Annotated in this window: 22 protein-coding genes; 12 read left to right on the top strand and 10 right to left on the bottom strand. The window is 67.1% G+C overall.

Annotated features, from left to right (window positions below; translation table 11 throughout):
- Positions 1–320: 320 nt before the first annotated feature.
- On the bottom strand, positions 321–917 hold the full coding sequence (locus tag AC1MFL_RS09875) for a TetR/AcrR family transcriptional regulator (protein ID WP_479815204.1): 597 nt from the start codon (positions 915–917) through the stop codon (positions 321–323).
- 126 nt (positions 918–1,043) lie between these two features.
- On the opposite strand from AC1MFL_RS09875, the gene AC1MFL_RS09870 reads away from it, so the two are divergent.
- From AC1MFL_RS09870 to AC1MFL_RS09860, 3 genes are all read left to right on the top strand, one after another.
- Positions 1,044–1,607, top strand: a complete 564-nt coding sequence (locus tag AC1MFL_RS09870) for an NAD(P)H-dependent oxidoreductase (protein WP_479815202.1) — start codon at positions 1,044–1,046, stop codon at positions 1,605–1,607.
- 128 nt (positions 1,608–1,735) lie between these two features.
- On the top strand, positions 1,736–3,028 hold the full coding sequence (locus AC1MFL_RS09865; protein WP_479815201.1) for an aminotransferase-like domain-containing protein: 1,293 nt from the start codon (positions 1,736–1,738) through the stop codon (positions 3,026–3,028).
- Positions 3,029–3,081: 53 nt separating this feature from the next.
- Positions 3,082–3,513, top strand: coding sequence for a universal stress protein (locus tag AC1MFL_RS09860; RefSeq protein WP_479815199.1), 432 nt, complete (start codon positions 3,082–3,084; stop codon positions 3,511–3,513).
- A 149-nt stretch (positions 3,514–3,662) separates the two neighbouring features.
- On the opposite strand, the gene AC1MFL_RS09855 is transcribed toward AC1MFL_RS09860, so the two are convergent.
- Together AC1MFL_RS09855 and AC1MFL_RS09850 are read right to left on the bottom strand one after the other, a co-directional pair.
- Complete coding sequence (locus AC1MFL_RS09855; protein ID WP_479815197.1) at positions 3,663–3,980, bottom strand: YegP family protein; 318 nt, start codon at positions 3,978–3,980, stop codon at positions 3,663–3,665.
- Between the two features lie 165 nt (positions 3,981–4,145).
- Positions 4,146–5,744: an AMP-binding protein gene (locus AC1MFL_RS09850; RefSeq protein WP_479815195.1), complete on the bottom strand. Its 1,599-nt coding sequence runs from the start codon at positions 5,742–5,744 to the stop codon at positions 4,146–4,148.
- 219 nt (positions 5,745–5,963) lie between these two features.
- Between AC1MFL_RS09850 and AC1MFL_RS09845 the strand changes: the two genes are divergently transcribed.
- Positions 5,964–6,302 carry a hypothetical protein gene (locus AC1MFL_RS09845; protein ID WP_226760162.1) on the top strand — a complete coding sequence of 113 codons (339 nt, stop codon included), beginning with the start codon at positions 5,964–5,966 and terminating at the stop codon, positions 6,300–6,302.
- A gap of 95 nt (positions 6,303–6,397) precedes the next feature.
- Here AC1MFL_RS09845 and AC1MFL_RS09840 read toward each other — a convergent pair whose 3' ends face one another.
- From AC1MFL_RS09840 to AC1MFL_RS09825, 4 genes are all read right to left on the bottom strand, one after another.
- On the bottom strand, positions 6,398–7,909 hold the full coding sequence (locus tag AC1MFL_RS09840; RefSeq protein WP_479815194.1) for a dihydrolipoamide acetyltransferase family protein: 1,512 nt from the start codon (positions 7,907–7,909) through the stop codon (positions 6,398–6,400).
- 38 nt (positions 7,910–7,947) lie between these two features.
- Positions 7,948–8,928: an alpha-ketoacid dehydrogenase subunit beta gene (locus AC1MFL_RS09835; protein ID WP_479815192.1), complete on the bottom strand. Its 981-nt coding sequence runs from the start codon at positions 8,926–8,928 to the stop codon at positions 7,948–7,950.
- A complete protein-coding gene (gene pdhA, locus AC1MFL_RS09830; protein ID WP_479815191.1) occupies positions 8,928–10,190 on the bottom strand; it encodes a pyruvate dehydrogenase (acetyl-transferring) E1 component subunit alpha in 1,263 nt (420 codons plus the stop codon). The genes AC1MFL_RS09835 and pdhA overlap by 1 nt, the downstream gene beginning before the upstream one ends.
- A gap of 147 nt (positions 10,191–10,337) precedes the next feature.
- Entirely contained in the window at positions 10,338–11,456 is a 1,119-nt protein-coding gene (locus AC1MFL_RS09825; RefSeq protein ID WP_479815190.1) for a histidinol-phosphate transaminase, read from the bottom strand.
- Positions 11,457–11,540: 84 nt separating this feature from the next.
- Between AC1MFL_RS09825 and AC1MFL_RS09820 the strand changes: the two genes are divergently transcribed.
- On the top strand, positions 11,541–11,927 hold the full coding sequence (locus AC1MFL_RS09820; protein WP_479815189.1) for a phage holin family protein: 387 nt from the start codon (positions 11,541–11,543) through the stop codon (positions 11,925–11,927).
- Here the strand turns inward: AC1MFL_RS09820 and AC1MFL_RS09815 are convergent.
- Both AC1MFL_RS09815 and AC1MFL_RS09810 read right to left on the bottom strand, forming a co-directional pair.
- Positions 11,878–13,317, bottom strand: coding sequence for a hypothetical protein (locus AC1MFL_RS09815; RefSeq protein WP_479815188.1), 1,440 nt, complete (start codon positions 13,315–13,317; stop codon positions 11,878–11,880). The two genes, AC1MFL_RS09820 and AC1MFL_RS09815, sit on opposite strands and share 50 nt — an antisense overlap.
- Complete coding sequence (locus tag AC1MFL_RS09810; protein WP_479815186.1) at positions 13,317–13,676, bottom strand: hypothetical protein; 360 nt, start codon at positions 13,674–13,676, stop codon at positions 13,317–13,319. Before AC1MFL_RS09810 ends, AC1MFL_RS09815 begins: the two co-directional genes overlap by 1 nt.
- Positions 13,677–13,838: 162 nt before the next feature.
- Between AC1MFL_RS09810 and purB the strand changes: the two genes are divergently transcribed.
- The 7 genes from purB (at position 13,839) to AC1MFL_RS09775 (ending at position 21,384) form a co-directional block, all read left to right on the top strand.
- Complete coding sequence (purB, locus tag AC1MFL_RS09805; protein ID WP_479815185.1) at positions 13,839–15,281, top strand: adenylosuccinate lyase; 1,443 nt, start codon at positions 13,839–13,841, stop codon at positions 15,279–15,281.
- Positions 15,278–15,952 (top strand): histidine phosphatase family protein, encoded by a 675-nt coding sequence (locus tag AC1MFL_RS09800; RefSeq protein WP_479815183.1) that lies wholly within the window; start codon positions 15,278–15,280, stop codon positions 15,950–15,952. Before purB ends, AC1MFL_RS09800 begins: the two co-directional genes overlap by 4 nt.
- Positions 15,953–16,046: 94 nt before the next feature.
- Entirely contained in the window at positions 16,047–16,550 is a 504-nt protein-coding gene (locus AC1MFL_RS09795; protein ID WP_226760172.1) for a GNAT family N-acetyltransferase, read from the top strand.
- Between the two features lie 58 nt (positions 16,551–16,608).
- Positions 16,609–17,043 (top strand): acyl-CoA thioesterase, encoded by a 435-nt coding sequence (locus AC1MFL_RS09790; protein WP_479815182.1) that lies wholly within the window; start codon positions 16,609–16,611, stop codon positions 17,041–17,043.
- Between the two features lie 233 nt (positions 17,044–17,276).
- On the top strand, positions 17,277–18,377 hold the full coding sequence (locus AC1MFL_RS09785) for an extracellular solute-binding protein (RefSeq protein ID WP_479815181.1): 1,101 nt from the start codon (positions 17,277–17,279) through the stop codon (positions 18,375–18,377).
- A gap of 128 nt (positions 18,378–18,505) precedes the next feature.
- Positions 18,506–19,573, top strand: a complete 1,068-nt coding sequence (locus AC1MFL_RS09780; protein WP_479815180.1) for an ABC transporter ATP-binding protein — start codon at positions 18,506–18,508, stop codon at positions 19,571–19,573.
- A 38-nt stretch (positions 19,574–19,611) separates the two neighbouring features.
- The gene (locus tag AC1MFL_RS09775; RefSeq protein ID WP_479815418.1) at positions 19,612–21,384 is read left to right on the top strand and encodes an ABC transporter permease; all 1,773 of its coding nucleotides are present in this window, start codon (positions 19,612–19,614) and stop codon (positions 21,382–21,384) included.
- Positions 21,385–21,478: 94 nt separating this feature from the next.
- Here the strand turns inward: AC1MFL_RS09775 and AC1MFL_RS09770 are convergent, their stop codons facing one another.
- Entirely contained in the window at positions 21,479–21,871 is a 393-nt protein-coding gene (locus AC1MFL_RS09770; protein WP_479815178.1) for a nuclear transport factor 2 family protein, read from the bottom strand.
- Positions 21,872–21,933: the final 62 nt, after the last annotated feature.

Here is a 21,933-nt window from a genome sequence, read left to right as displayed (position 1 = left end):
GCCGCTGCCGGACGGGCTGATACAGCCTCACCGCAGGCAGGATTCTTGACAAAATTCACAGCTTGATCCTTCCGTAGTCCCCATCCGGCAGGGGATTACCGCCGCCGATCCGGGATCTTGGCCAGCGGGTGTCTGGCCGCCCGCAGGCCTTTCGGCAAGCCCTGGTGGACTATGTTGCGGGTCACATTCCAGAGGAAACTATCACATACGTGCGGCAGCCGACTGCGTCCCGCCCCGGCAATCCGCGAGTCAGGTATCAGATCGTTATGAATAAATCCGGGGAATTGATTTGACGTCGCCCGTCCGGAATCCGGATTGAGCTAGGCCCCCCGCACCACGCGCGAGACGAGCTCACGCCAGGATGCGGCGAGGCGGTCGGGGGCTATCTGGTGCACCCGGACGGCATGCAGGATCCGCTCCGGCTCCAGGACGGCACTGAGCGAGGTGGCCATCAGCCAGGGATCCGCGGTCACGCCCGCTTCCCGCAGCAGCATCTCCAGATGCCGGTGCCAGAGCACAGCCGCCGGTACGTCGAACCGGTTGTACGCGGATACGTCCGCGGCCCGGGCCAGCTCGCCGAATTCCATCACCCAGGCGATGCGCTCCTCGCCGAAGGCGATGAGCCGCTCCAGTGGCTGAGCACCCGGGCCGAGCGGCGGCGGGCCGAACATGAAACGCTCCTGGAACCGGGCCTCGGCGTCGCTGAGCAGCGCCATCATAAGCCCCGCCCGGCTGCCGAACCGGCGGAACACCGTCCCCTTGCCCACCCCCGCCCGCTGCGCCAGCGTCCCCATGGTCAGCCCGTCCGCCCCGCATTCCTCGATGAGCTCGCGGGCAGCACGGATCAGCAGCTCGCGGTTCCGGGCGGCGTCGCGGCGTTCGGGCTCCGCATCCGGGCGGAAGGGGATTAAGCTCACACCGCTCAGTCTAGCGTCGGGGGAATAGAAGCGGACCGCAGTCCGCTTAGATCAGTGAAGGCCGACAGAGCCTCCACTGATCAGCCAGCCGCGGCACCATCCGCGGCGCGACCCCTAGGAGTCCACATGTCCAAGAACACCGTTCTCACCCTGGTCGGCAGCCTCCGCGCCGATTCCACCAACCGGAAGCTCGCCGAAGCCATCCAGCTGAACGCACCGGAACAGGTTGAGGTGCTCATCCACGACAGCCTCGGCAACATCCCGTTCTACAACGAGGACATCGACGTCGAGGGCCAGGTTCCCGCCGCCGCAGCCGCCCTGCGCGCCGCCGCCAACGAGGCCGACACCCTGTTGCTGGTTACGCCGGAGCACAACGGCACGGTCCCCGCATCGCTGAAGAATGCCATCGACTGGCTCTCACGCCCCTTCGGCGCCGGCGCCCTCAGCGGCAAGCCGACCGCCGTCGTCGGCACCGCCTTCGGCCAGTTCGGCGGAATCTGGGCCCAGGATGAGGCCCGCAAGGCCGTCGGCATCGCCGGCGCCCGGGTCCTGGAAGACGTCAAGCTGGCCGTCCCGGGCTCCATGGTCCGGTTCGCCGAGGTCCACCCGAAGGACGACGCTGAGGTCGTGGAGCAGATCAAGGCCGTCTTCGAGGCCCTGGAAGGCTCCCGCGCGGCCACCGCAGCCTAGGTCCGCAGCAAAGCAGAACATCCCCGGCCGCCGTGAAGCGGCCGGGGATGTTCCGTGTCCGGAGCCTTCCGGAACTGATTGGAAACAAAGGTTTTCCCGGAGGCAACATGGGTTGTATTCTGTGAGATGTGACCCACGAAACACTTGATGCCGGCGCAGAAGTACTTCCGGCCGAGGCAATTGACGCAATCGAACGTGCGGCTACGTCCGCCCACCGCCACGAGGACCTCTTCTCGGAGCGCGCAGCAAATATCAAGCAATCGGCGGTCCGGGATGTCTTCGACATCTCGATGCGGCCCGGACTCGTCTCGCTGGCGGGGGGAAGTCCGTATCTGAAGTCCCTGCCGCTGGAACGGCTCGGCCAGACCGCCGCGAAGATCATCGCCGAACAGGGGATGACCGCGCTCCAGTACGGCGGAGGGCAGGGCACCGAGGAACTCCGGACCCAGGTCTGCGAAGTCATGGCCGCCGAAGGCATCCTGGACGCCAAACCTGAAAACGTGGTGATCACCGCGGGTTCCCAGTCCGCGCAGGACGTCGCGACGAAGGTCTTCTGCAACCCGGGCGATGTGGTGCTGGTCGAGGACCCCACCTACGTCGGCGCACTTAACACCTTTGAGGCCTACCAGGTCCAGGTCGCCACCGTGCCGATGGACGGCGACGGGATCATCCCGGACCTCCTGGAGGCCCGGATTGCCGCCCTGCAGACGGCAGGCAAGAGCATCAAGTTCCTGTACACGATCCCGAGCTTCAACAACCCCTCCGGCATCACGCTGGCGGCGGAGCGGCGGCAGCAGGTCGTGGATATATGCCGCAATGCGAATATTTTGGTGTTGGAGGACAATCCCTACGGACTGCTCCGTTTCGACGGAAAGCCCCTCACCCCGCTGCGGGCTGCAAACCCCGACGACGTGATCTACATGGGCTCCTTCTCGAAGATCTTCGCGCCGGGCCTGCGGATCGGCTGGGCACTCGTCCCCGCCCACCTCCAGCGCCGCTATTACCTGGCCTCGGAGGCTGTCACCCTGTGCCCGCCGACCCTCAACCAGATGCTCGTCTCCGCCTACCTTCGCGACTACGACTGGCGCGGCCAGATCGACACTTACCGGGGGCTGTACAAGGAGAGGCGCGATGCGATGCTGGCCGCCCTCGACGAATACATGCCGCCCGGCCTCAGCTGGACCCGTCCGGAGGGCGGCTTCTTCGTCTGGGTCACCCTGCCCGAGGGCGTTGACACCTACCCGCTGCTGAAAAAGGCAATCGAGGCCGGGGTGGTCTTCATTCCAGGCGCGGCGTTCACACATTCCGATGATCCCTCCAACAAGATCCGGCTGGCCTTCAGCGCCGTCCCACCGGAGTCCATCCGCGAAGGGGTCCGCCGGCTGGCGCCGGTCCTGCGGGAAGCCATCGCGGCCCTGTAGCCTGAATCATTGGTGCATGGCCGCACACGTTCGTTGACCTCAAGGAGCATTTCATGACCGGAATTATTGTTGTCGGCGTTGACGGCAGCGAGACTGCCCTGAAGGCCGCGCACACCGCCCGTGACCTTGCCACTTCACTCGGGGCGACCCTTCACGTGGTCAGTGCGTTCGACAGTGACAGGACAGAGGTCTTCGGCAGCGGCAGCGACAAATGGATTGTCTCCGATGCGGGGGACGCGGAGAAGGTCGCCCGGGGCGTCGCGGACAGCCTCCGTACCCCGGCACTGAACGTCACCTACGCAGCCGCCCGTGGCAAACCGGCCGAGGCCCTGATCGACGAGGCGGCCCGTTCCGGCGCCACACTGATAGTGGTAGGGAACCGGCGGATGCACGGCCTGGGCCGCGTGCTGGGCAGCGTGGCCAACTCCGTGGCCCACAACGCGCCCTGCGACGTTTACATCGCCAAGACTGACACGTCGGATTAGGCGCGGACCGCAGCGGTCGGCGCCGGAAATTCCCGGCGCCGACCGGCCGTTGAACCGCCCCGAGGCAAGTCTCCGGCGGCCTCCGGTCACCCCCAATGGTGATCGGCAGCTACCGGACAGCTTGTCCGGTGTCGGCGGTCGTGGCCTCGTTACGGAAGCGCCGGGGTGCGGGCCGTCTGGTCCGAGATGTGGGAAGTGGCAGCGCATTCCCGCACGGACTCGACCCCAGCGACCGCAGCGGCAAGGTCCAGGTAGGTTCTGGAGAGGGCCAGCACGGCCCCGTTCCCGTCAAGGATGCGGATGAGGAAACCGCCCCGGTCATCACGGACGAGTTCGAACTTGCCGGGGGCTGAGGGCCGTCGGGCTGTGGCTGCCTGGATGGTGCCGGAAGCGGCAGGCGCCGGGGCGCCCTGGAACGCAGGTGCATGTTTGGCGGCGGAAGGCAGGACGGGGGAAATCGTTGACATGGTAGCTCCATAATGGGGTTCCAGTGGCCGCGTCCTGACCTACTCCTGACTATACCCTCAGAGGCCCTTCACGCGGATGTCGTGCGTCACAATCGGGGTCCTGCGTGGACCGACCGGGCGTCTGCGGGCCCTGTTCCCGGCTCCAGGGCCCGCCGGTTCTCCGGCCTATCCGGCCGCCGCCCCGGCAGTCTTCAGCATCCGGCGCAGGATCTTGCCGGAGGAGGACTTGGGCACGGCGTCGATGAATTCCACCCTGCGGATCTTCTTGAAGGGCGCCACCTTGGCCGCCACATACTCCATCACCGCGGTCTCGTCGAGCCGCTCCCCGTCATCCCCGGGCTGGCGCACCACAAACGCCATCGGCACTTCCTGGCCGTCGGCGTCGGACGTTGCGATCACTGCGGCGTCCGCGATGCCGGGGTGGGTCAGCAGCAGCGCTTCCAGCTCCGCCGGTGCGATCTGGTACCCCTTGTACTTGATCAGTTCCTTGAGCCGGTCAACGATCGTGACAACGCCGTCGGCGCGCACGGTGGCAATGTCCCCGGTGTGCAGGAAGCCGTCGGGGTCGAGCGTGTCCGCCGTTTCCTCGGGCCGGTTGAGGTAGCCGAGCATCACGTTGGGTCCGCGGCACAGCAGGTGCCCGGGCGCACTGGTGCCCTCGGCCGGGAGGTCGATTTCCGTCCCGGTGGCAGGATCCAGCAGCCGGCAGTCCATGTTGGGGACGGTGTAGCCGACCGAGCTGACGGGCAGCTCCGCGGCGTCCAGGGGAATCAGGTGGGACACCGGGCTCATCTCGGTCATGCCGTAGCCCTGCAGCACCCGGCAGCCAAGCCGTTCGGCCAGCCTGCTGCCCAGTTCGCCGTCGAGCGGCGCGGCCCCGGAGAGGGCGGTGTGCACTGAACTGAGGTCGTAGTCGGCAACCATCGGGTGCTTGGACAGGGCCACGGCCACCGGCGGGGCGATAAACAGGTAGCTGCATTTGTGGTCCTGGATGATGCGCAGGAACTCGGCCAGCTCAAACTTCGGCATGGTCACCAGGCAGGCACGCTGGCGCAGGGCAAGATTCAGGAGCACGGTCAGCCCGTAGATGTGGAAGAACGGCAGCAGTGCCAGCAGGCGATCCTCCGGAGTGACCTTGAGCAGCCCGCGGGACTGCTGCGCGTTCGCCACGAGGTTCCGGTGGCTGAGCATGACGCCCTTGGGCCGGCCGGTGGTCCCGGAGGAGTACGGCAGCACCGCGACGTGGGTCGCCGGATCGAAGCTGACGTCCGGCGCCGGGGCACCCGCACCCAGCAGGTCCCGCAGCGACGGGTGGCCGGCGGCGCCGTCGAGCACGACGAGCCGGTGGTCCGGGATTCCGGACCGGCTCGCCGCCTCCCGGGCCGCGGGGAGCAGGGCCGAGACGGTGAACAGCCACTCCGCGCCGGCGTCGGCGAGCTGAAGGGCAATCTCGTCCGCCGTGTAAAGGGAGTTGACGGTGGTGACCGTCGCACCGGCCCGCAGCAGCCCGTGGAAGACCACGGCGAAGGCCGGGACGTTAGGGCACAGAATGGCCGCGATGCCGTGGACGCCCAGGCCTTGGGCCGCGACGGCGCCGGCGACGGCATCGATCTGCCCGACCAGGGCCCGGTAGGTGGTCTCCGCACCGCTCGTGCCGTCGACGACGGCGATCCGGTCCAGGTCCGCCTCCGCCAGGCCGCCAAAGAGGTAGTCGTAGACGCTGACATCGGGAATTTCCACATCGGGGAACGGGCTAGAAAACACGCAACATCTCCTTTGATCCGCGTCCGCCCAGCTGGCGGCGGCTGGTGCCACTCTAGTGCCGCCGGGCCGTCCTGGACAGGACCGGAGTTGAGCCGCGTCACCGCGCCCAGTGGGCAGCCTCACGCGGATTCCGGCCCGCCGGAGCGTTGTGCCGGCGGTAAAATTGGTGGTGCCCCCACTGGCGTGGACATCCAATACTTTTAGCTCCAGGGGATGAAAATGCCTACACTTCAGCGCCGCCAGCTCGTTGGCCACGACATTCTTCTGGCCCGGCACGGCAACCACATCAGTTCCATGCGGGTGGACCGCCGGGGCGGCCGGGTCCTCGCTTTCCTGGACGACGGTTCCGTGGACAGTGCCCCCAACATGATCTCCCCCGGGCTGCGCATGCCCGAGACGGTGCGGAGCATTGTCCGCGACGACTGGAAATTCTTTGCCGTGGTGACCGCGTGCACAACAGGCTTTGCCGGCGTGATGTTCGCCGCCGCCGTGGCCCTGGCCGGGAACAGCGGGGATCCGGGCATGATCGCGCTGCTGTCGAGCTACTCCGGCAGCTAGGCCCGCGGGTCCCGCGTTTTTCCACCACGAAACCCCGCCGCTGGGCATGCTCAGTGGCGGGGTTTGCGCGTTCGCCGGTGTTATCCGGTGGCGGGTCAGTCCAGCAGCAGGGCCGGCTCTTCCAGGATCGCCGCGACGTCGGCCATGAAGCGCGCCGAGAGGTCGCCGTCCACCACACGGTGGTCGAAGGAACCGCCGAGGGTGGTGATCCAGCGCGGAATCACTTCGCCGTCGAGGACCCAGGGCTTCTGCTTGATCGTGCCGAAGGCCACGATCGCCACCTCTCCGGGGTTGATGATCGGAGTGCCCGTATCGATCCCAAGGGCGCCGATGTTCGTCACCGTCAAGGTTCCGCCCTGCATCTGCGCGGGCTGGGTCTTACCTGCCCGGGCGGTCGCGGCGAGGTCGTTCAGCGCCAGGGCCAGCTCCTTGAGCGAGAGATCCTGGGCATTCTTGATGTTCGGGACCATCAGGCCGCGCGGCGTGGCGGCGGCGATTCCGAGGTTCATGAAGTGCTTGACATGGATCTCGGCGGAGTCGCTGCCGTCCGGATTGTCCACCCAGGTCGCGTTGACGCTGGGGTTGCGGGCCGCAGCCCAGATGACCGCTTTGGCCAGGATCAGCAGGGGCGAGACCTTGATGCCTTCAAAATCGCGGGAGGCTTTGAGCCGCTTGACGAACTCCATGGTCCGGCTGGCGTCGACGTCGACGAAAATGCTGACGTGCGGGGCCGCGAAGGCCGACTCGACCATGGCCTTCGCAGTGGCCTTGCGGACTCCCTTGACCGGAATCCGTTCGATCCGCTGTTCCTGCGGGCGGCCGGTCTTGCCCCAGAAGGTATCCGCCTTGTCCACCTCGGCGTCGCGCTGCGCCTGGTAGCTCACGAGGTCCTCGCGGGTCACTTCGCCGCGGGCACCGGTGGGGACGACATCGGCCAGATCGATGCCAAGGTCCCGGGCGATTTTGCGCACGGGAGGCTTGGCCAGGACCCTGCTGACCAGGCCACTGATGGCCCCGCCGAGGGTGGGCCGCAGGTCAATGTTGTCCGAAGGGACCGGGCGCTCCGCCTGGGCGACGGCCTCCGGGCTGATCCAGATGTCGTGCGCCTCGACAGGTTCGGCCAGCGGGACCGGCCCGGCAGTGGAGCCTGCCGCAGCCGCCGGCGCAGCCACACGGCGCCGGCGCTTGACCGCGTCTGCCTTGGGACCGGAGCCCACCAGCGGACCGCCGGCCGGGCCCCCCGCGGATTCGCCGGCGTCGATGGTCTCCGCCTCCAGCTTTCCGTACAGCGGAGCTTCGGGGGCCGGCGCGGCGGTGGGGGCCGGCGCGGCGGTGGGGGCCGGGGCGGCAGCCGCGTCGGCGGCCACTGCATCGCTCACGCTGATAATCGGGGTCCCGACGTCGACGGTCAGCCCCTCGGGGACGAGCAGCTCGGTGACGGTGCCGGCGAACGGTGAAGGCAGTTCGACGAGGGATTTTGCGGTCTCGATTTCGCACAGGACGTCGTTGATGGCCACCGTGTCGCCGGGCTTGACCTTCCAGGCGACGATCTCGGCCTCGGTCAGCCCTTCGCCCACATCGGGGAGGTTGAACTTGTGGAGAGTCATGTTGTCCTTGCTGGGAGAGGGCGCCTCAGTGGAAGCGGTCAGTAGGAAAGGGCACGGTCCAGTGCCTCAAGGATGCGGTCGATGTCCGGAAGGTAGTCTTCCTCCACCTTGGCCACGGGGTAGGGCATGTGGAAGCCGCCGACCCGGATGACGGGCGCCTCGAGTGAGTGGAAGGCACGCTCGCTGACCCGGGCCGCGATTTCGCCGCCGATCCCGCCGAAAGTCGGGGCCTCGTGGGCCACGATCAGCCGGCCCGTCTTCCTGACCGAGTCCGTGACGGTGTCGAAGTCGATCGGCGAGATCGAACGCAGATCGATCACCTCGACGCTGCGTCCGTCCTCGGCGGCGGCATTGGCCGCGGCCAGGGCCACCGGCACCAGCGGGCCGTAGACCACTACGGTGGCATCTGTCCCCGCGCGGAGCACATGGGCCTTGAACGGGTCAGCGGAAGTTCCGGGCGACACGGTGTCGACCTCTCCCTTGAGCCAGTAGCGGCGCTTCGGTTCGAAGACGATCACGGGGTCCTGGCAGTCGACGGCCTGCTGGATCATCCAGTAGGCGTCGTGCGGGTTGGACGGGGTGATGATGCGCAGGCCCGCCGTGTGGGCGAACAGCGCCTCCGGGGATTCCGAATGGTGCTCGATCGAGCCGATCCCGCCGCCGTAGGGGATCCGGATGACAACGGGAACGGTCAGGTTGCCGTTGCTGCGGGAGTGCATTTTGGCCAGCTGGGTGGTGATCTGGTTGAAGCCCGGGAACACGAAGCCGTCGAATTGGATTTCGCAGACCGGCAGGTAGCCACGGAGGGACAGCCCGATCGCGGTGCCGATGATGCCGGACTCGGCAAGCGGGGTGTCCACCACGCGGTCGGCGCCGAACTCGGCAATCAGACCGTCGGTGACGCGGTACACGCCGCCCAGGGGCCCGATGTCCTCGCCCATGAGCAGGGCGCGGGGGTGGGTGTTCAGCGTCGCGCGGAGGCCTTCGTTGATGGCCTTGGCAATGGTCATGGTGGTCATCAGTTGGCCGTGCCTTCTGCCTGGGCGGTTGCCTGGTCGGCGGACGCCTCCTCGGCGAATCCTGCGCTGTACTCCTCGAACCAGGCCAACTCCTCCGCCACCAGCGGGTGGGCCTCCACGTAGGTGTTGGCGAAGGCAGTCCGGATGTCCGGCGTTTCGAGGTCGTAAGTGGTCTTGCGGACGTAGGCGGCGAGTTCGTCGCCGTCGGCCCTGACCTGTTCGAAGAAAGCGTCGTCGGCCAGTCCTTCGGCACGGAGGTACTTTTCCAGCCGCTCCAGCGGATCCTTGGCCCGCCACAGGCTTTCCTCGGCGGATTCCCGGTACTTGGTGGGGTCGTCGGCCGTGGTGTGCGCGCCGACGCGGTAGGTGAAGGCCTCGATCAGCACCGGACCCTCGCCCTGGCGTGCACGCTCCAGGGCCCATTCGGTGACGGCATGGACTGCGATCACGTCGTTGCCATCCACCCGGATGCCGGGGAATCCGTAGCCCTTGGCCCGGTGGGCGAGCGGGATGCGGGTCTGCACGGAGCTGGGGACGGAGATCGCCCAGTGGTTGTTCTGGCAGAAGAACACCACGGGGGCCTTGTAGGAGGAGGCGAACACCATGGACTCGTGGACGTCGCCCTCGGAGCTGGCGCCGTCGCCGAAGTAGACCATAACGGCAGCCTTGGGCTCCGCGGCCTGGCCGGCTGTTCCGTCCGCGGTGGCGGCCGATGCAGCGAGTTTCTGGTCGCGCTGGATGCCCATCGCGTAGCCCACTGCGTGCGGGGTCTGGGCGGCAAGGACCAGGGTGTACAGGTGGAAGTTCGTGTCCTTGGGGTTCCAGCCGCCGTTGGAGATGCCGCGGAACTGCCGCAGCAGCTCGGCAAGGTCCACGTTGCGGGTCAGTGCGACGCCGTGTTCACGGTAGGTGGGAAAGATGTAGTCCTGCGGCTGGCTTGCCCGACCGGAACCGATCTGCGCGGCCTCCTGGCCGGTGAGCGGAACCCATAGCGCCAGCTGGCCCTGCCGCTGGAGCGCGGTGGCCTCGACGTCGAAGCGGCGGATTCTGGCCATGTCGGCGTAGAAGCCCCGCAGTTTCTCCGGGTCAAGCCGCCGGGCGTACTCCGAAAAAACGGGGTCGGAACGGAGCGTGCCGTCCGGGGCGAGGAGCTGCACCATCGGCTCGTCGGGATCGCCCAGGCGGGCTTCGGCCTCCGCCTCGAGCTGGTCCTCAATGTCGGTTCCGTCGAACTCGGTAGAGGGCAGATGTGTGGCGCCCATACCGTCTCCTTGCTTGCCGCATCCGAATGCGTCGCAATCGCTGGGATATATGCCGGCCCGGTAATACATTCCCGGTCCGGCATATATTTTGGCTTACTCGTCCTTACTTTATCCGCAGCGGGTTGGCCGCGGCCGTCATGTTAAGCGCTAGGAACGCCGTGGCGGTTTTGTATAGATCGCACAGAGTTCCAGGAAGCGGGTGTTCGCCTCGGTCTCGCCGATACTCACCCGTACGCCCTCATTGGCGAAGGCGCGCACGGAGAGTGCCCGCTCCCCCGCAAGGGCGGCGAATTCGGCGCTGTCAGCACCCAGGTTGAGCCACACGAAGTTGCCCTGCGCCTCAGGCACGAACCAGCCGAGGTCCCGCAGCCCGGCGGTGACCCGGTCGCGTTCGTCCACGAGGCTTTGTACCCTTTCTACAACCTCGCCGAAGTGCTCCAGCGAAGTCACGGCCGCGGTTTCGGCGATCTGGGAGACAGCGAAGGGGGTCGCCGTGACGCGCAGGTGCTGCGTGAGGTCGGGGTGGGAGACGCTGTAGCCGACCCGCAGCCCGGCAAGGCCGTGGGCCTTCGAGAAGGTCCGCAGCACCACCACGTTGGGGTACTTCCGGTACATGGCGATGCCGTCCACGGCGTGCACGTCGCGGACGAACTCCTGGTAGGCCTCGTCGATGACCACCACGACGTCGGAGGGAACCTGCTTGATGAAGCGCTCGGTTTCCTCGGCGGTGAGGATCGGGCCGGTGGGGTTGTTGGGGGTGCACAGCAGGATCATCCGGGTGCGCGCGGTGACTGCCCCGGCCATGGCGTCGAGATCGTGGCGGCCCTCGGCGGTCAGCGGGATCCGGACGCTCTCGGCGCCGGCAACGCCGACGCAGATCGGGTACGCCTCAAACGAGCGCCAGGCGTAGATGACCTCATCGGGTTTGCCGTCGTCGTTCTGTCCGGCGAACGTGGCCAGCAGCTGGTTCAGTGCCCCGAGGCTTCCGGCGCCGGTGACGATGTCCTCGGCGGGAACGTCGAGGAATCCCGCGAGCGCGGCCCGGAGCTTGCTGCTCAGCGGATCCGGGTAGCGGTTGAAGTCGGTCTGCGCCGCGATGGCCTGCTGTACTGCAGGGATCGGGGGGAGCGGGTTTTCGTTGGAGGAAAGCTTGTAGCTGACCAGTCCCTCGACGGGGACGGGCGGTTTGCCGGCCGCGTAGCGGGGAAGGAGGTCCACCACCGGGCGGGGCCGGACGCCCCCGGCCGTGTTCTCAGATGAAGTCATGCCAACCAGCCTACTTCGGGTCGCTGCCGCAAGAGGGGGATATGGTCCCTGCTGCTGCCGCCGGGCGTGTGACAGCATGAGCGCATGCGCTCATTTATCGTACGGGTCATCGTCAACGGACTGGCCCTGGCAATCGCGTGTTGGATCCTCACCGGCCTGGATATTTCCACCGCGGGCAACGGCACTGTCAGCATCATCCTGGGCTACCTGTTCATCGGCTTGATCTTCGGCCTCGTCAACGCCTTCGTCAAGCCCATCGTCAGCCTGCTCTCGCTGCCGATCACCATCCTCACCCTCGGCCTCTTCGCGGTGGTCATCAACGCGGGGATGCTCTACCTGACGTCCTGGATCAGCAGCTACACCACCGTGCACTTCACCATTGACAGCTTCTGGTGGACCGCGGTGTTCGCCGCCCTCATCATCAGCGCGGTATCCCTCGTGGCGAGCTTTCTTCCGGCGCTCGACCGTTAGGAACACCGCGTCGGGCCTGGGGCAGTCCCCGCCGCGACGGCATCGCTTCACGCCGCAGGGAGAATCGGGTCGCCGTGGCGGTGCCGCCCGCGCCGACCACTGCCGCGAGGGCAGCGGTTGACGCCTGAAGTGACGGATCCGGGCTGGCCGCGACGAGCCGGGCGCCGCCGGCATAGCGGTCCAGGTCGTGGCCTGGCCCCAGTCCGGGCTCCAGCCATTCGGGTCCGGGGATCGGGCTGGTCAAGGTTACCGTCACCCGGTCCCTCGTGTCCGGGTTGGGGAGTCCGTCCGCCCCGGGCACCCAGTCCTGTTCATGCTCCAGGTGCAGGCTGCTGGTGCCGGCGGCCGGCTCGATCCCGCCCACCGGGGAACCCGCCGTGAGCACGAACCTGAGTTCGTAGTCGGCCAGGAATGCCTTGTCCCGGCCCAGATTCATGGCATGGATCCCGCCCTGGCTGTAGCCGACGGCGGCCACCTGGTCGCCAGCCTCCGCGCCGGCCTCCGCCAGGGCCCGGCGGATGGCCGCGCCGGTTTCGGCGGAGTCGTAGCCCAGGCCCTCCGCGATGCCGCCCACGTCGAAGGGATTGGTGCCCTGCGGCAGCCCGTCCAGCTGCGTCCCGGGAATGATCACCACCCAGGCGCGGGTGCCGCCCTGCCCCAGCTCAAGTACCTCGATGTCACCGCTGTTCCGGCCGACGGCCTCAGCCCGCAATAACAGCCCTGCAGGGGATGCATCGACCTGCTCCGTCCGGGTTTCCCTGCCGGCGATCCGGACGGGTCGGGGCCGCAGAAACTCCAGGCCCGGCCCGGCGGTCAACCCGCGGATGGTGGAGCGGACGCCCGCCGCGCCGGCCGCCGTCCCCCCTGCGGCGGCCAAGCCGGCCGGCAGGCCAAGAAGCAGCGCCAGCGTCGACGGCACCAGCCCGATGCCGTCCTCCGCCGTGTCGCGCACGGTGATCGGAGGCAGGCCAAACAGTCTCCACAGTGGCCCGTACCCTGGACCGGTCCGTCCGATCCGCAGGAGCAGGGTGTTCCGGGCTTCCGCAGACTCGTACTCCCGATGGCTCTCGCGGACCTCGCTGCACAGACGCTCCAGCTCCATCCGGACGCTGCCCAGCACCCGGGCTCCCTCACCAACGGCGATGATTGCCTGGCTGCCGCTCGCGTACGAGGCGGACTGGTACGGGAACAGCGCCCGGTGCACCCCCTCGGCCTCCGCCTCCACTGCCGCCAGCTCCCGGACGATCCCGTCCAGGGCCGAAGCTCCGGCCAGCAACTCCTCGAACTGGAAGCTGAGCCCACCCACGCCGCCGCGGATCCGGAGCGTCCCGTCCGCCGGGGCGGAAGGGACCGGGGCCGGCCCGGAGCCGGCGGGCGAGGCCTCGGCCATCAGTAGCCCGGCCGTCCCGGGGACATCGCCACATTCCGGGCATGCCTGAGCACCGCGGCAACGGCCTCCTGCAGGGCCGTCCGGCTCCGGTTCAGGGCAGCGGCCTGCAGGGACAGCGACGTCCGGTATGCCCGGCCGGCCGGGGACTGCCAGCCCTGCAGTTCCAACCTGACAAGTTGGGCCAGCATGGCGTCGGCGCGGTCTGCGCAGGCGGCCACGCGCGCGGCAAGCTGCTGGACCTCATAGCCGCGCGGCGCGCATGCCGCGGCGTCGGAGGCCAACAAAGCATCGGCCGGTGCACCCCGGCTGGCGCTGGTGCCGTTGAAGCTGGTGCTGGATCTGGTTGTCCCGGCGGTCATAACACCGACGTTAGGGACCCCGGCGAGCAAGCTGAAGCTCCCCGCTCAGCCATGTGGACAACGGGCAGCAGAACCGGCCGGAGACCGGGGCTTAAGGCCTGCCGGAAGTCACATGGATCAGCGCGCTTAAGGCCCGGCAGGACTTCGTGAAAGAATCGGACCATGCCTGAAACTGACGCCACAGCCGATACCCGCACGCCGTCCGGACGCCTGGCCCTCGCCGCGTCCTCACACCAGATCGCGCTCGGCCCGCTGGACGGCCGGTACCAGTCCGCCGTCGCGCCGCTGGTCGACTACCTTTCCGAAGCCGCCCTCAACCGCGACCGGGTCGCCGTCGAGGTTGAATGGCTCATCCACCTGACCGGCAACCAGGTGCTGCCCGGCGCCGCAGCGCTGACCGCGGAGCAGCAGCAGAAGCTCCGTGCCATCGTCACCGAATTCGACGCCGACTCCGTGCGCGAACTGGCGGACATCGAAGCCGTCACGGTGCACGATGTCAAAGCCGTCGAGTACTACATCGGCCGCCGCCTGCCTGGCATCGGAATCGAGCACCTGACCGCCATGGTGCACTTCGGCTGCACCTCCGAGGACATCAACAACCTCTCCTACGCCCTCGGCATTAAGGGCGCCGTGGAGGACGTCTGGCTGCCCGCCGCACGCGCCTTGGTCGCACAGATCAGCGCCATGGCCGAGGCCAACCGCGCCGTGCCGATGCTCTCACGCACGCACGGCCAGCCGGCCACGCCGACGACGCTCGGCAAGGAACTGGCCGTCATCACGCACCGCCTGACACGCCAGCTGGACCGCATCGCCCGGACCGAATACCTCGGAAAGATCAACGGCGCCACCGGCACCTACGCGGCCCACGTCGCCTCCGTCCCCGGCGCCGACTGGCAGCACGTCGCCCGGAGCTTCGTCGAGGGCCTCGGCCTGAGCTGGAACCCGCTGACCACCCAGATCGAAAGCCACGACTGGCAGGCGGAGCTGTACGCCGACGTCGCGCGGTTCAACCGGATCCTGCACAACGTCTGCACGGACATCTGGAGCTACATCTCGATCGGCTACTTCGTGCAGATCCCGGTCGCGGGTGCCACCGGCTCCTCCACCATGCCGCACAAGGTCAATCCGATCCGTTTCGAGAACGCCGAGGCCAACCTGGAGATCTCCTCCGGTCTGCTGGATGTCCTGGGCTCCACCCTGGTCACCTCCCGCTGGCAGCGCGACCTCACCGACTCCTCCTCGCAGCGCAACATCGGGGTGGCCTTCGGCCATTCGCTGCTCGCCATCTCCAACGTGGCCAAGGGCCTGGACCGCCTCAAGGTCGCTGAGGACGTGCTCGCCGCGGACCTCGACACCAACTGGGAAGTCCTCGGCGAGGCCATCCAGATGGTCATGCGCGCAGAGGCCATCGCCGGCGTCGAAGGCATGGAAAACCCCTACGAGCGGCTCAAGGACCTGACCCGCGGGCAGCGCGTCGATGCGGCCCGGATGCAGGAATTTGTCCAAAGCCTGGGCCTGTCCGCGGACGCCGAAGCGCGGCTGCTGGCACTCACCCCCGGCAAGTACACCGGCATCGCGGACAAGCTGGTGGACCACCTCGCATGAGGCTCCTGCTCATCCGCCATGGCCAGACACCCGGAAACGTCCTGGGCCAGCTGGACACCGCCCACCCGGGCCCCGGGCTGACCGAGCTCGGGGAGCGGCAGGCGGCCGCCCTGGCGCGGTCCCTGGCGAAGGAGCAGATCGGCCGCCTTTACGCCTCCACGCTGATCCGCACCCAGATCACGGCCGCGCCGCTCGCGACCGCGCGCGGCCTGGAGATCGAGGTGCTGGAGGGGCTGCGGGAGATCGAAGCCGGGTCGCTGGAAAAGCTCACCGACAAGGAATCGCACCTGCGCTACCTCGGCACCGTGTTTGGCTGGGCGGCAGGCGAACTGCACCGCAGGATGCCGGCCGGGCCCAGCGGGCACGAGTTCTTCGAGCGCTACGACGCCTCGATCGCGCGGATCGCCGACGCCGCATCCGCGGAGAATGCAGGCGCCGGAACTGTCGCCGTGGTCAGCCACGGCGCCGCGATCCGCGTCTGGGCCGGCCTTCGGGCCGGCAATGTGGAGGCGGGATTCGCCGCCCGCCACGTCCTCGCCAACACCGGGATCGTCGCACTCGAAGGGGACCCCGGCGCCGGATGGCGGCTCATCCACTGGGACGACAGTCCCGTGGGTGGCCTGGCGCTCGTGGATCCGACGGCGGAGGACCCGACCGGCCGCACGCTGTAGCGGAGTTCTCCGAACCCTAACGCGCAGGAAACACGGCCGAAACCGCCGCTGCCTAGGGTTAATCTGCATAACCCTTCGGCGAAGCGAGGCAGCCATGCAGACCAATCCGCGGCTCAACATCCGGCAGGTCACCTGGGCCAACCCCGTGGGCGCGGACCTCCGCGCGGCCCAGCAGGCCGAACTCGACGCCCGCTTCGGCACGAGCGACCACGAGCCGGGGCCGCCGCCCTCGGAGACGGACACGGCCGTGTTCCTCGTCGCCCACGACAAGGCCTCCGGGCAGCCCGTGGGCTGCGGCGGCCTGCGGATCCTCGACTCGCGGACCGCCGAGATCAAGAGGCTCTACGTGCTTCCGTACACCCGCGGCTCCGGGGTGGCCAGCTCCATCCTCGCGGCCTTGGAAGCACATGCCCATTCCCTCGGGATCACCTCCATCACCGCGGAGGCCGGTTCGGTGCAGACTGACGGCCGGCAGTTCTACGAGAACTCGGGCTTTGCCCCGGTGCCGAACTTCGGGCCGTACATCGGGGTGGAGCACTCCTATTGCTATGCGAAGGCGATCGACTCGCACAGCGCGGCGCACACCGCCATGGCCTGAGGGACGCCTGCCGCCGTCACACAGGACCCGCCGCGCCGCCGTCGGCTAATCTCGCACTATGGAACCGGCAGACATCACCTTCCGCACCCGAAAGTGGGTGCGCCCCGAAGACCTCAACGCCAACGGCACACTGTTCGGCGGAAGCCTGCTGAAATGGATCGATGAGGAAGCGGCGATCTACGCCATCCTGCAGCTCGGCAACGGCCGGGCCGTCACCAAGTACATTTCCGAAATCAACTTCGTCAGCTCGGCTGTCCAGGGCGATCTGATCGAGATGGGGCTGACTGCCACCCGCTTCGGCCGGACGTCGCTGACCATGCGCGCCGAGGTCCGCAACATGATCACCCGGCAGAGCATCCTCACGATCGAGGAAATCGTCTTCGTGAACCTCGATCCGCACGGCAAGCCCACGCCCCACGGGTACACCGAGATCACCTACGACCGGGACCGGATCCCGGCGCACCACCTGACGGAGACGCTCGAGGAGGACTAGGTCCAGCCGGCACCGGTGGCGCACTGCGCCGGGCTGGGTGGCCGCGGCGCTGCGGCGGATATTCACGGCCCGTTAACGCGCGGGAAGCCATCTGTTGCGGCTTGTGGACCAGACTGGAGGCCCCGCAAGTGTTAATTAGTCGATTTGATGGCCATTAACTCAGAATCCGGTTCGGGCCGCTATAGGCTGGCCGGACATTGCCCTCTGGTCCCATTCAGAAATGAGTCCCCCTCGTGCGCAGATTGAAAACCCTGGTTGCCGGCGCCGTCGCCGTCGCCCTCCTTTCCGGTTGCGGAGCGGGCGCCGCAGCCCCCGCACCGTCCGAACCAGCCGCCGGCACCGCCGCCACAGCCCCCTCCGGTCCGCCCTCCGGGGAAACCCTCATCGTCTACACCAATTCCAATGGTGAGGGGCGCGGTGAATGGGTGACGCAGAAGGCCGCCGAGGCCGGTTTCAAGATCGAAATCGTGGGCGCGGGCGGCGCCGACGCCACCAACAAGCTGATTGCCGAGAAGAACAACCCGATTGCGGATGTGGCGTTCGGGCTGAACAACATGTACTTCGAGCAGATCAAGGCCGCCGGCGCGATTGAGCCGTTCACCCCCTCCTGGTCAGGAGAGGTCGACGACGCCAAGGGGGACAAGGGCGCGGCCAAGGCGTACTGGCCGCTGGTGCAGCAGGCCATCCTCCTGGGCTACAACTCGGACAAGTTCAGCAAGGATCAGGCCCCCACTGACTGGACCGACCTGTGGACGCAGGACCGGTTCAAGTCCCGCTACGAGCGCGTCACCGGCCTCGGAACCGCCACCGCACAATTGGTCTTCGCCAGCATCCTGACGCGCTACAGGGACGACGCCGGCGATCTGGGCATCTCGGAGGAGGGCTGGAAGCAGATTGAAGGGTACTTCAAGAACGGCACCCCGGCGGTGGCCAAGACCGACCTCTTCGCCCGCATCGCCTCGGGCGACACCGACATGGGCCAGATGCCGTCCTCGATCATTGCCGAGCGTGAGAAGTCGTTCAAGGTCAACGTGGAGACCGTTATGCCCTCTGTCGGCGTCCCGCTGGCCATCGAGCAGGTTGCGCTGGTCAAGGGCACGGACAAGAAGGACGAGGCCTTGAAGTTCATCGACTGGTTCGGCAGCGCCGACACCCAGGGCGCGTGGGCGCAGCAGTTCAATTCCATGCCGGTCAACAAGGCAGCCATTGCCAAGGCAAAGCCCGAGGTCGTCGAGTTCTTCAACACGCTCAAACAGCAGGACATCGACTGGGGTTTCGTCCAGGCGAACATGGGTTCGTGGGTTGAAAAGATCGAACTGGAATACATGAGCTGAGCCGTGCGCCTGCGTGCGGCCGGCCCTGATGCCGGCCGCACGCGGCCCACCGCTGCCCTTCGCGCCGCCCCAGCCGCCCCAGCCGCCCCAGCCGCCCAGCCGCCCAGCCGCCAGAAAGACAGGGTTCCATGATCCGTTTCGAGAACATCCAGGTCACCTTCGGTGACTTCACCGCCATCCCGGAGCTCAATCTCGAGGTGAAACAGGGCGAGTTCTTCACGCTCCTGGGGCCCTCCGGCTGCGGAAAGACGACGGCGCTGCGCACCCTGGCCGGATTCATTGAGCCGACCGCCGGCGAGGTTTACGTCGACGGAAAGCCCGTCACCCGGCTCCCGAGCGACAAACGGCAGGTGGGCATGGTGTTCCAGAACTACGCCCTGTTCCCCAGCATGAGCGTCTGGGAGAACATCGCTTTCGGCCTGCGGGTCCGGAAGGAAAAGCCGGCGGAGAGCGACAGGCTCGTCCGCGACATCGCCAAACGCGTGGATCTGTCCGACGAGCAGCTGCGGAAGAATGTCACTGAGCTGTCCGGCGGGCAGCAGCAGCGCGTCGCCGTCGCCCGGGCCCTCGTCCTGCAGCCCAAAATCCTGCTCCTCGACGAGCCGCTCTCCAATCTTGATGCCAAGCTCCGGCACCAGCTGCGGCAGCAGCTCAAGGATCTCCAGAGCGAATTCGGCATCACCACCGTCTACGTCACCCACGACCAGGACGAGGCGCTGGCGATGAGCGACCGGGTGGCCGTCTTCAACAACGGTGTCGTGGAGCAGATTGGCACCCCGCAAAGCATCTACGACGAATCCGCCACCGAATTCGTCTGCAATTTCATCGGCGACAGCTCCCGCCTCACCGGTGACTTCCTCGCCGACCTGAACCGGAAGTCACTCCACACGCTCGACCCCGCAGCCAATTCCTACCTGCGGGTGGAGAAGGCGTCCCTGGAACCCGCTGGCGGCGACGGCTCGGCCGTCCCGATGCAGGGAACTGTCGTCTCGAAGAGCTACCACGGGCTGCACAGCAGATACGTCGTGCGCTGCCACGGCTCCGATATCCGGCTTCTCGTCAAGGAAGACGGCGGGCACCAGCCCGGCACCGGCAGCCCGGCAACGGTGTACGTCCAGCCGCGGCACGTCCTGCAGTACCACCCGGAAACAGGCGTGTCGCTGGGCGCCCGGCTGCAGGAAGCGGCCCGCCCGTGAGCAGCGGAGGCGGCTCGAACAGCGCGGGCACCCGGAGCATGCTCCGCTCCCCCGCCGTCCTGATTATCGGGATCGTGCTGACCTGGTTCATCGCGGCCTTCCTCGTCTGGCCCAATGCGAATGTGCTGATCCAGACCTTCTTCCCAAACGGCAGCTTCTCGGGACGGGCCGCCGAGAAACTCTTTTCCTCCCCGCGCGCCATGAAGTCACTGGGCAACAGCTTCCTGCTGGCGGTCGCCCTGTCCATCACCGTCAATGTCGTGGGGATCTTTATTGTGCTGGTCACCCAGTACTTCAAGATCCGCGGCTCACGGATCCTGTTCCTCGGCTATGCCACGACCTTTATCTACGGCGGCATTGTGCTGGCGGCCGGTTACAAGTTCATCTACGGGGACAAGGGAATTGTCACCGGTTTCCTGCTGTCGCTGTTTCCCGGCATGGACCCGGGCTGGTTTTCCGGTTTCTTCGCCGTCCTGGCGGTGATGACGTTTGCCACCACCACGAACCACATGCTCTTCGTCGCCAACGCCCTCAAGGGGGTGGACTACCAGACCATCGAGGCGGCCCGGAACATGGGCGCCTCCACCTGGACGATCCTGCGGCGTATTGTCCTGCCGATGCTCAAGCCGACGCTTTTTGCCGTTACCGTGCTCTCCTTCCTGACCGGCCTCGGTGCCCTCAGCGCCCCGCAGGTCCTGGGCGGACGGGAGTTCCAAACCATCACCCCCATGATTCTCACGTTTTCCAACAGTCCGACGTCGCGGGACCTCGCCGCGCTGCTCGCCGTCATCCTGGGCGTGGCCACCATCCTGATGTTGGCCGTCATGACACGGCTGGAAAAGGGCGGCACCTATTTCTCGGTGTCAAAAGTCTCCTCCGGGCTGCAAAAACAGCGGCTCCGCAACCCCGTGGCCAACGCCGCCGTCCACGTCGTGGCATACCTGCTGTTCGCCGTGTACACCCTGCCAGTGGTGCTGATCGTTGTCTTCTCCTTCGCCGACGGCGCCGCGATCCAGACCGGACAGCTGTCGCCGGGAAGCCTGACCCTGGACAACTACGTTCGCGTGCTCACCCAGCCTTTGGGCCTTCGGCCCTTCGTGATCAGCATCGTTTACAGTGCCCTGGCGGCGGTGATCGCCGTCGGCGGGCTGTTGTTCGTGGCCCGGCTCCTGCAGAAATACCGCAACTGGGTCACCACGGCCTTCGAATACCTGCTCCACATCCCGTGGATCCTGCCGTCGGCCCTGCTGGCCCTGGGCCTGATCCTGAGCTATGACCACCCGAGCCCGCTGGTCGGCGGCGCCGTGCTGACCGGGACCACGGTCATCCTGCTGATTGCCTTCGTGACTGTGAAGGTCCCATTCACCCTGCGGATGCTGAAGGCGTCCTTCGCTTCGGTCAACTCCTCGCTCGAAGAAGCCGCCACCATCATGGGCGCCAGGACGCTGTACGTCTTCCGCCGGATCCTGCTGCCGATCGTGCTGCCGGCGGCGGCGGCCATCACGGCCTTGAACTTCAACAGCATGCTGGACGACTACGACACGGCGATCTTCCTGGCCCACCCGCTGTTCCAGCCACTGGGCCTGGTGATCAAGGCCAACACCGACGGCGCGGAGGGCGTTGACGGGGTGTCCAACACCTTCGTCTACACGGTGCTGCTTATGGTCATCACCGGAGTGACGATGTATCTGGTGTACGGCAGGGCGGGCCGGAAGCCGGCACGGAAGGCAAAGTCCGGGGCCGGTGGCAAGCAGAGCCCGACGCCGGTCCTGGCGGAAGCAGCGCACACTGATCCCGCGCTGGTGCCGTGACCGGCTGACGTGACCGGCGCCCGCGGTGCGTCCGGGAGATCTGCCACCCCCGAGTGCCTGACCTGGCCCGTGGCGTTCCTTCCCGGGCTGCCGACTAGATCCAGAAGTCGTCCGCCTTCGCAGTGTCCTCGAAGAACTCCCGGCCTTCCGTGACCTTTCCGTCGCGGACCACAAAAGTAATGATGGTGGCCATGTCGAGGGTCTTGCCCTTGTTTTTTCCTTGGGTCTGCTGGATCGCGACTATGTGGTTTTCCCCGCCGACGATGTCCTCGAGGTTGGCCTGGAAGTCACCTTGGGTGCGCGCTCCCAGTTCACCGAAGTACGCCAGAATGGCATCGCGGCCCTGCTTCGTGCCCGAGAGCACGCCGCTTCCGGGCACGTACCAGACGGCGTCGTCGGCGAACAACTCGCTGAGGGTGGCCATATCCCCGGCGTTGAAGGCCTCATACCCCCGCCGGACCAGTTCAACATTCTCTGCTGTTCCCATGTTCGGACACCTCTCCGCCGTCCTTGTCGGGTCTTGCTGGGACGGTTAAAGGCTAGTCCTGG

It is taken from the genome of Arthrobacter sp. BG3 (genome assembly GCF_056680185.1).
The sequence above is the reverse complement of the archived record's forward strand: the minus strand, read 5'-3'. Positions and strand labels throughout refer to the sequence as shown.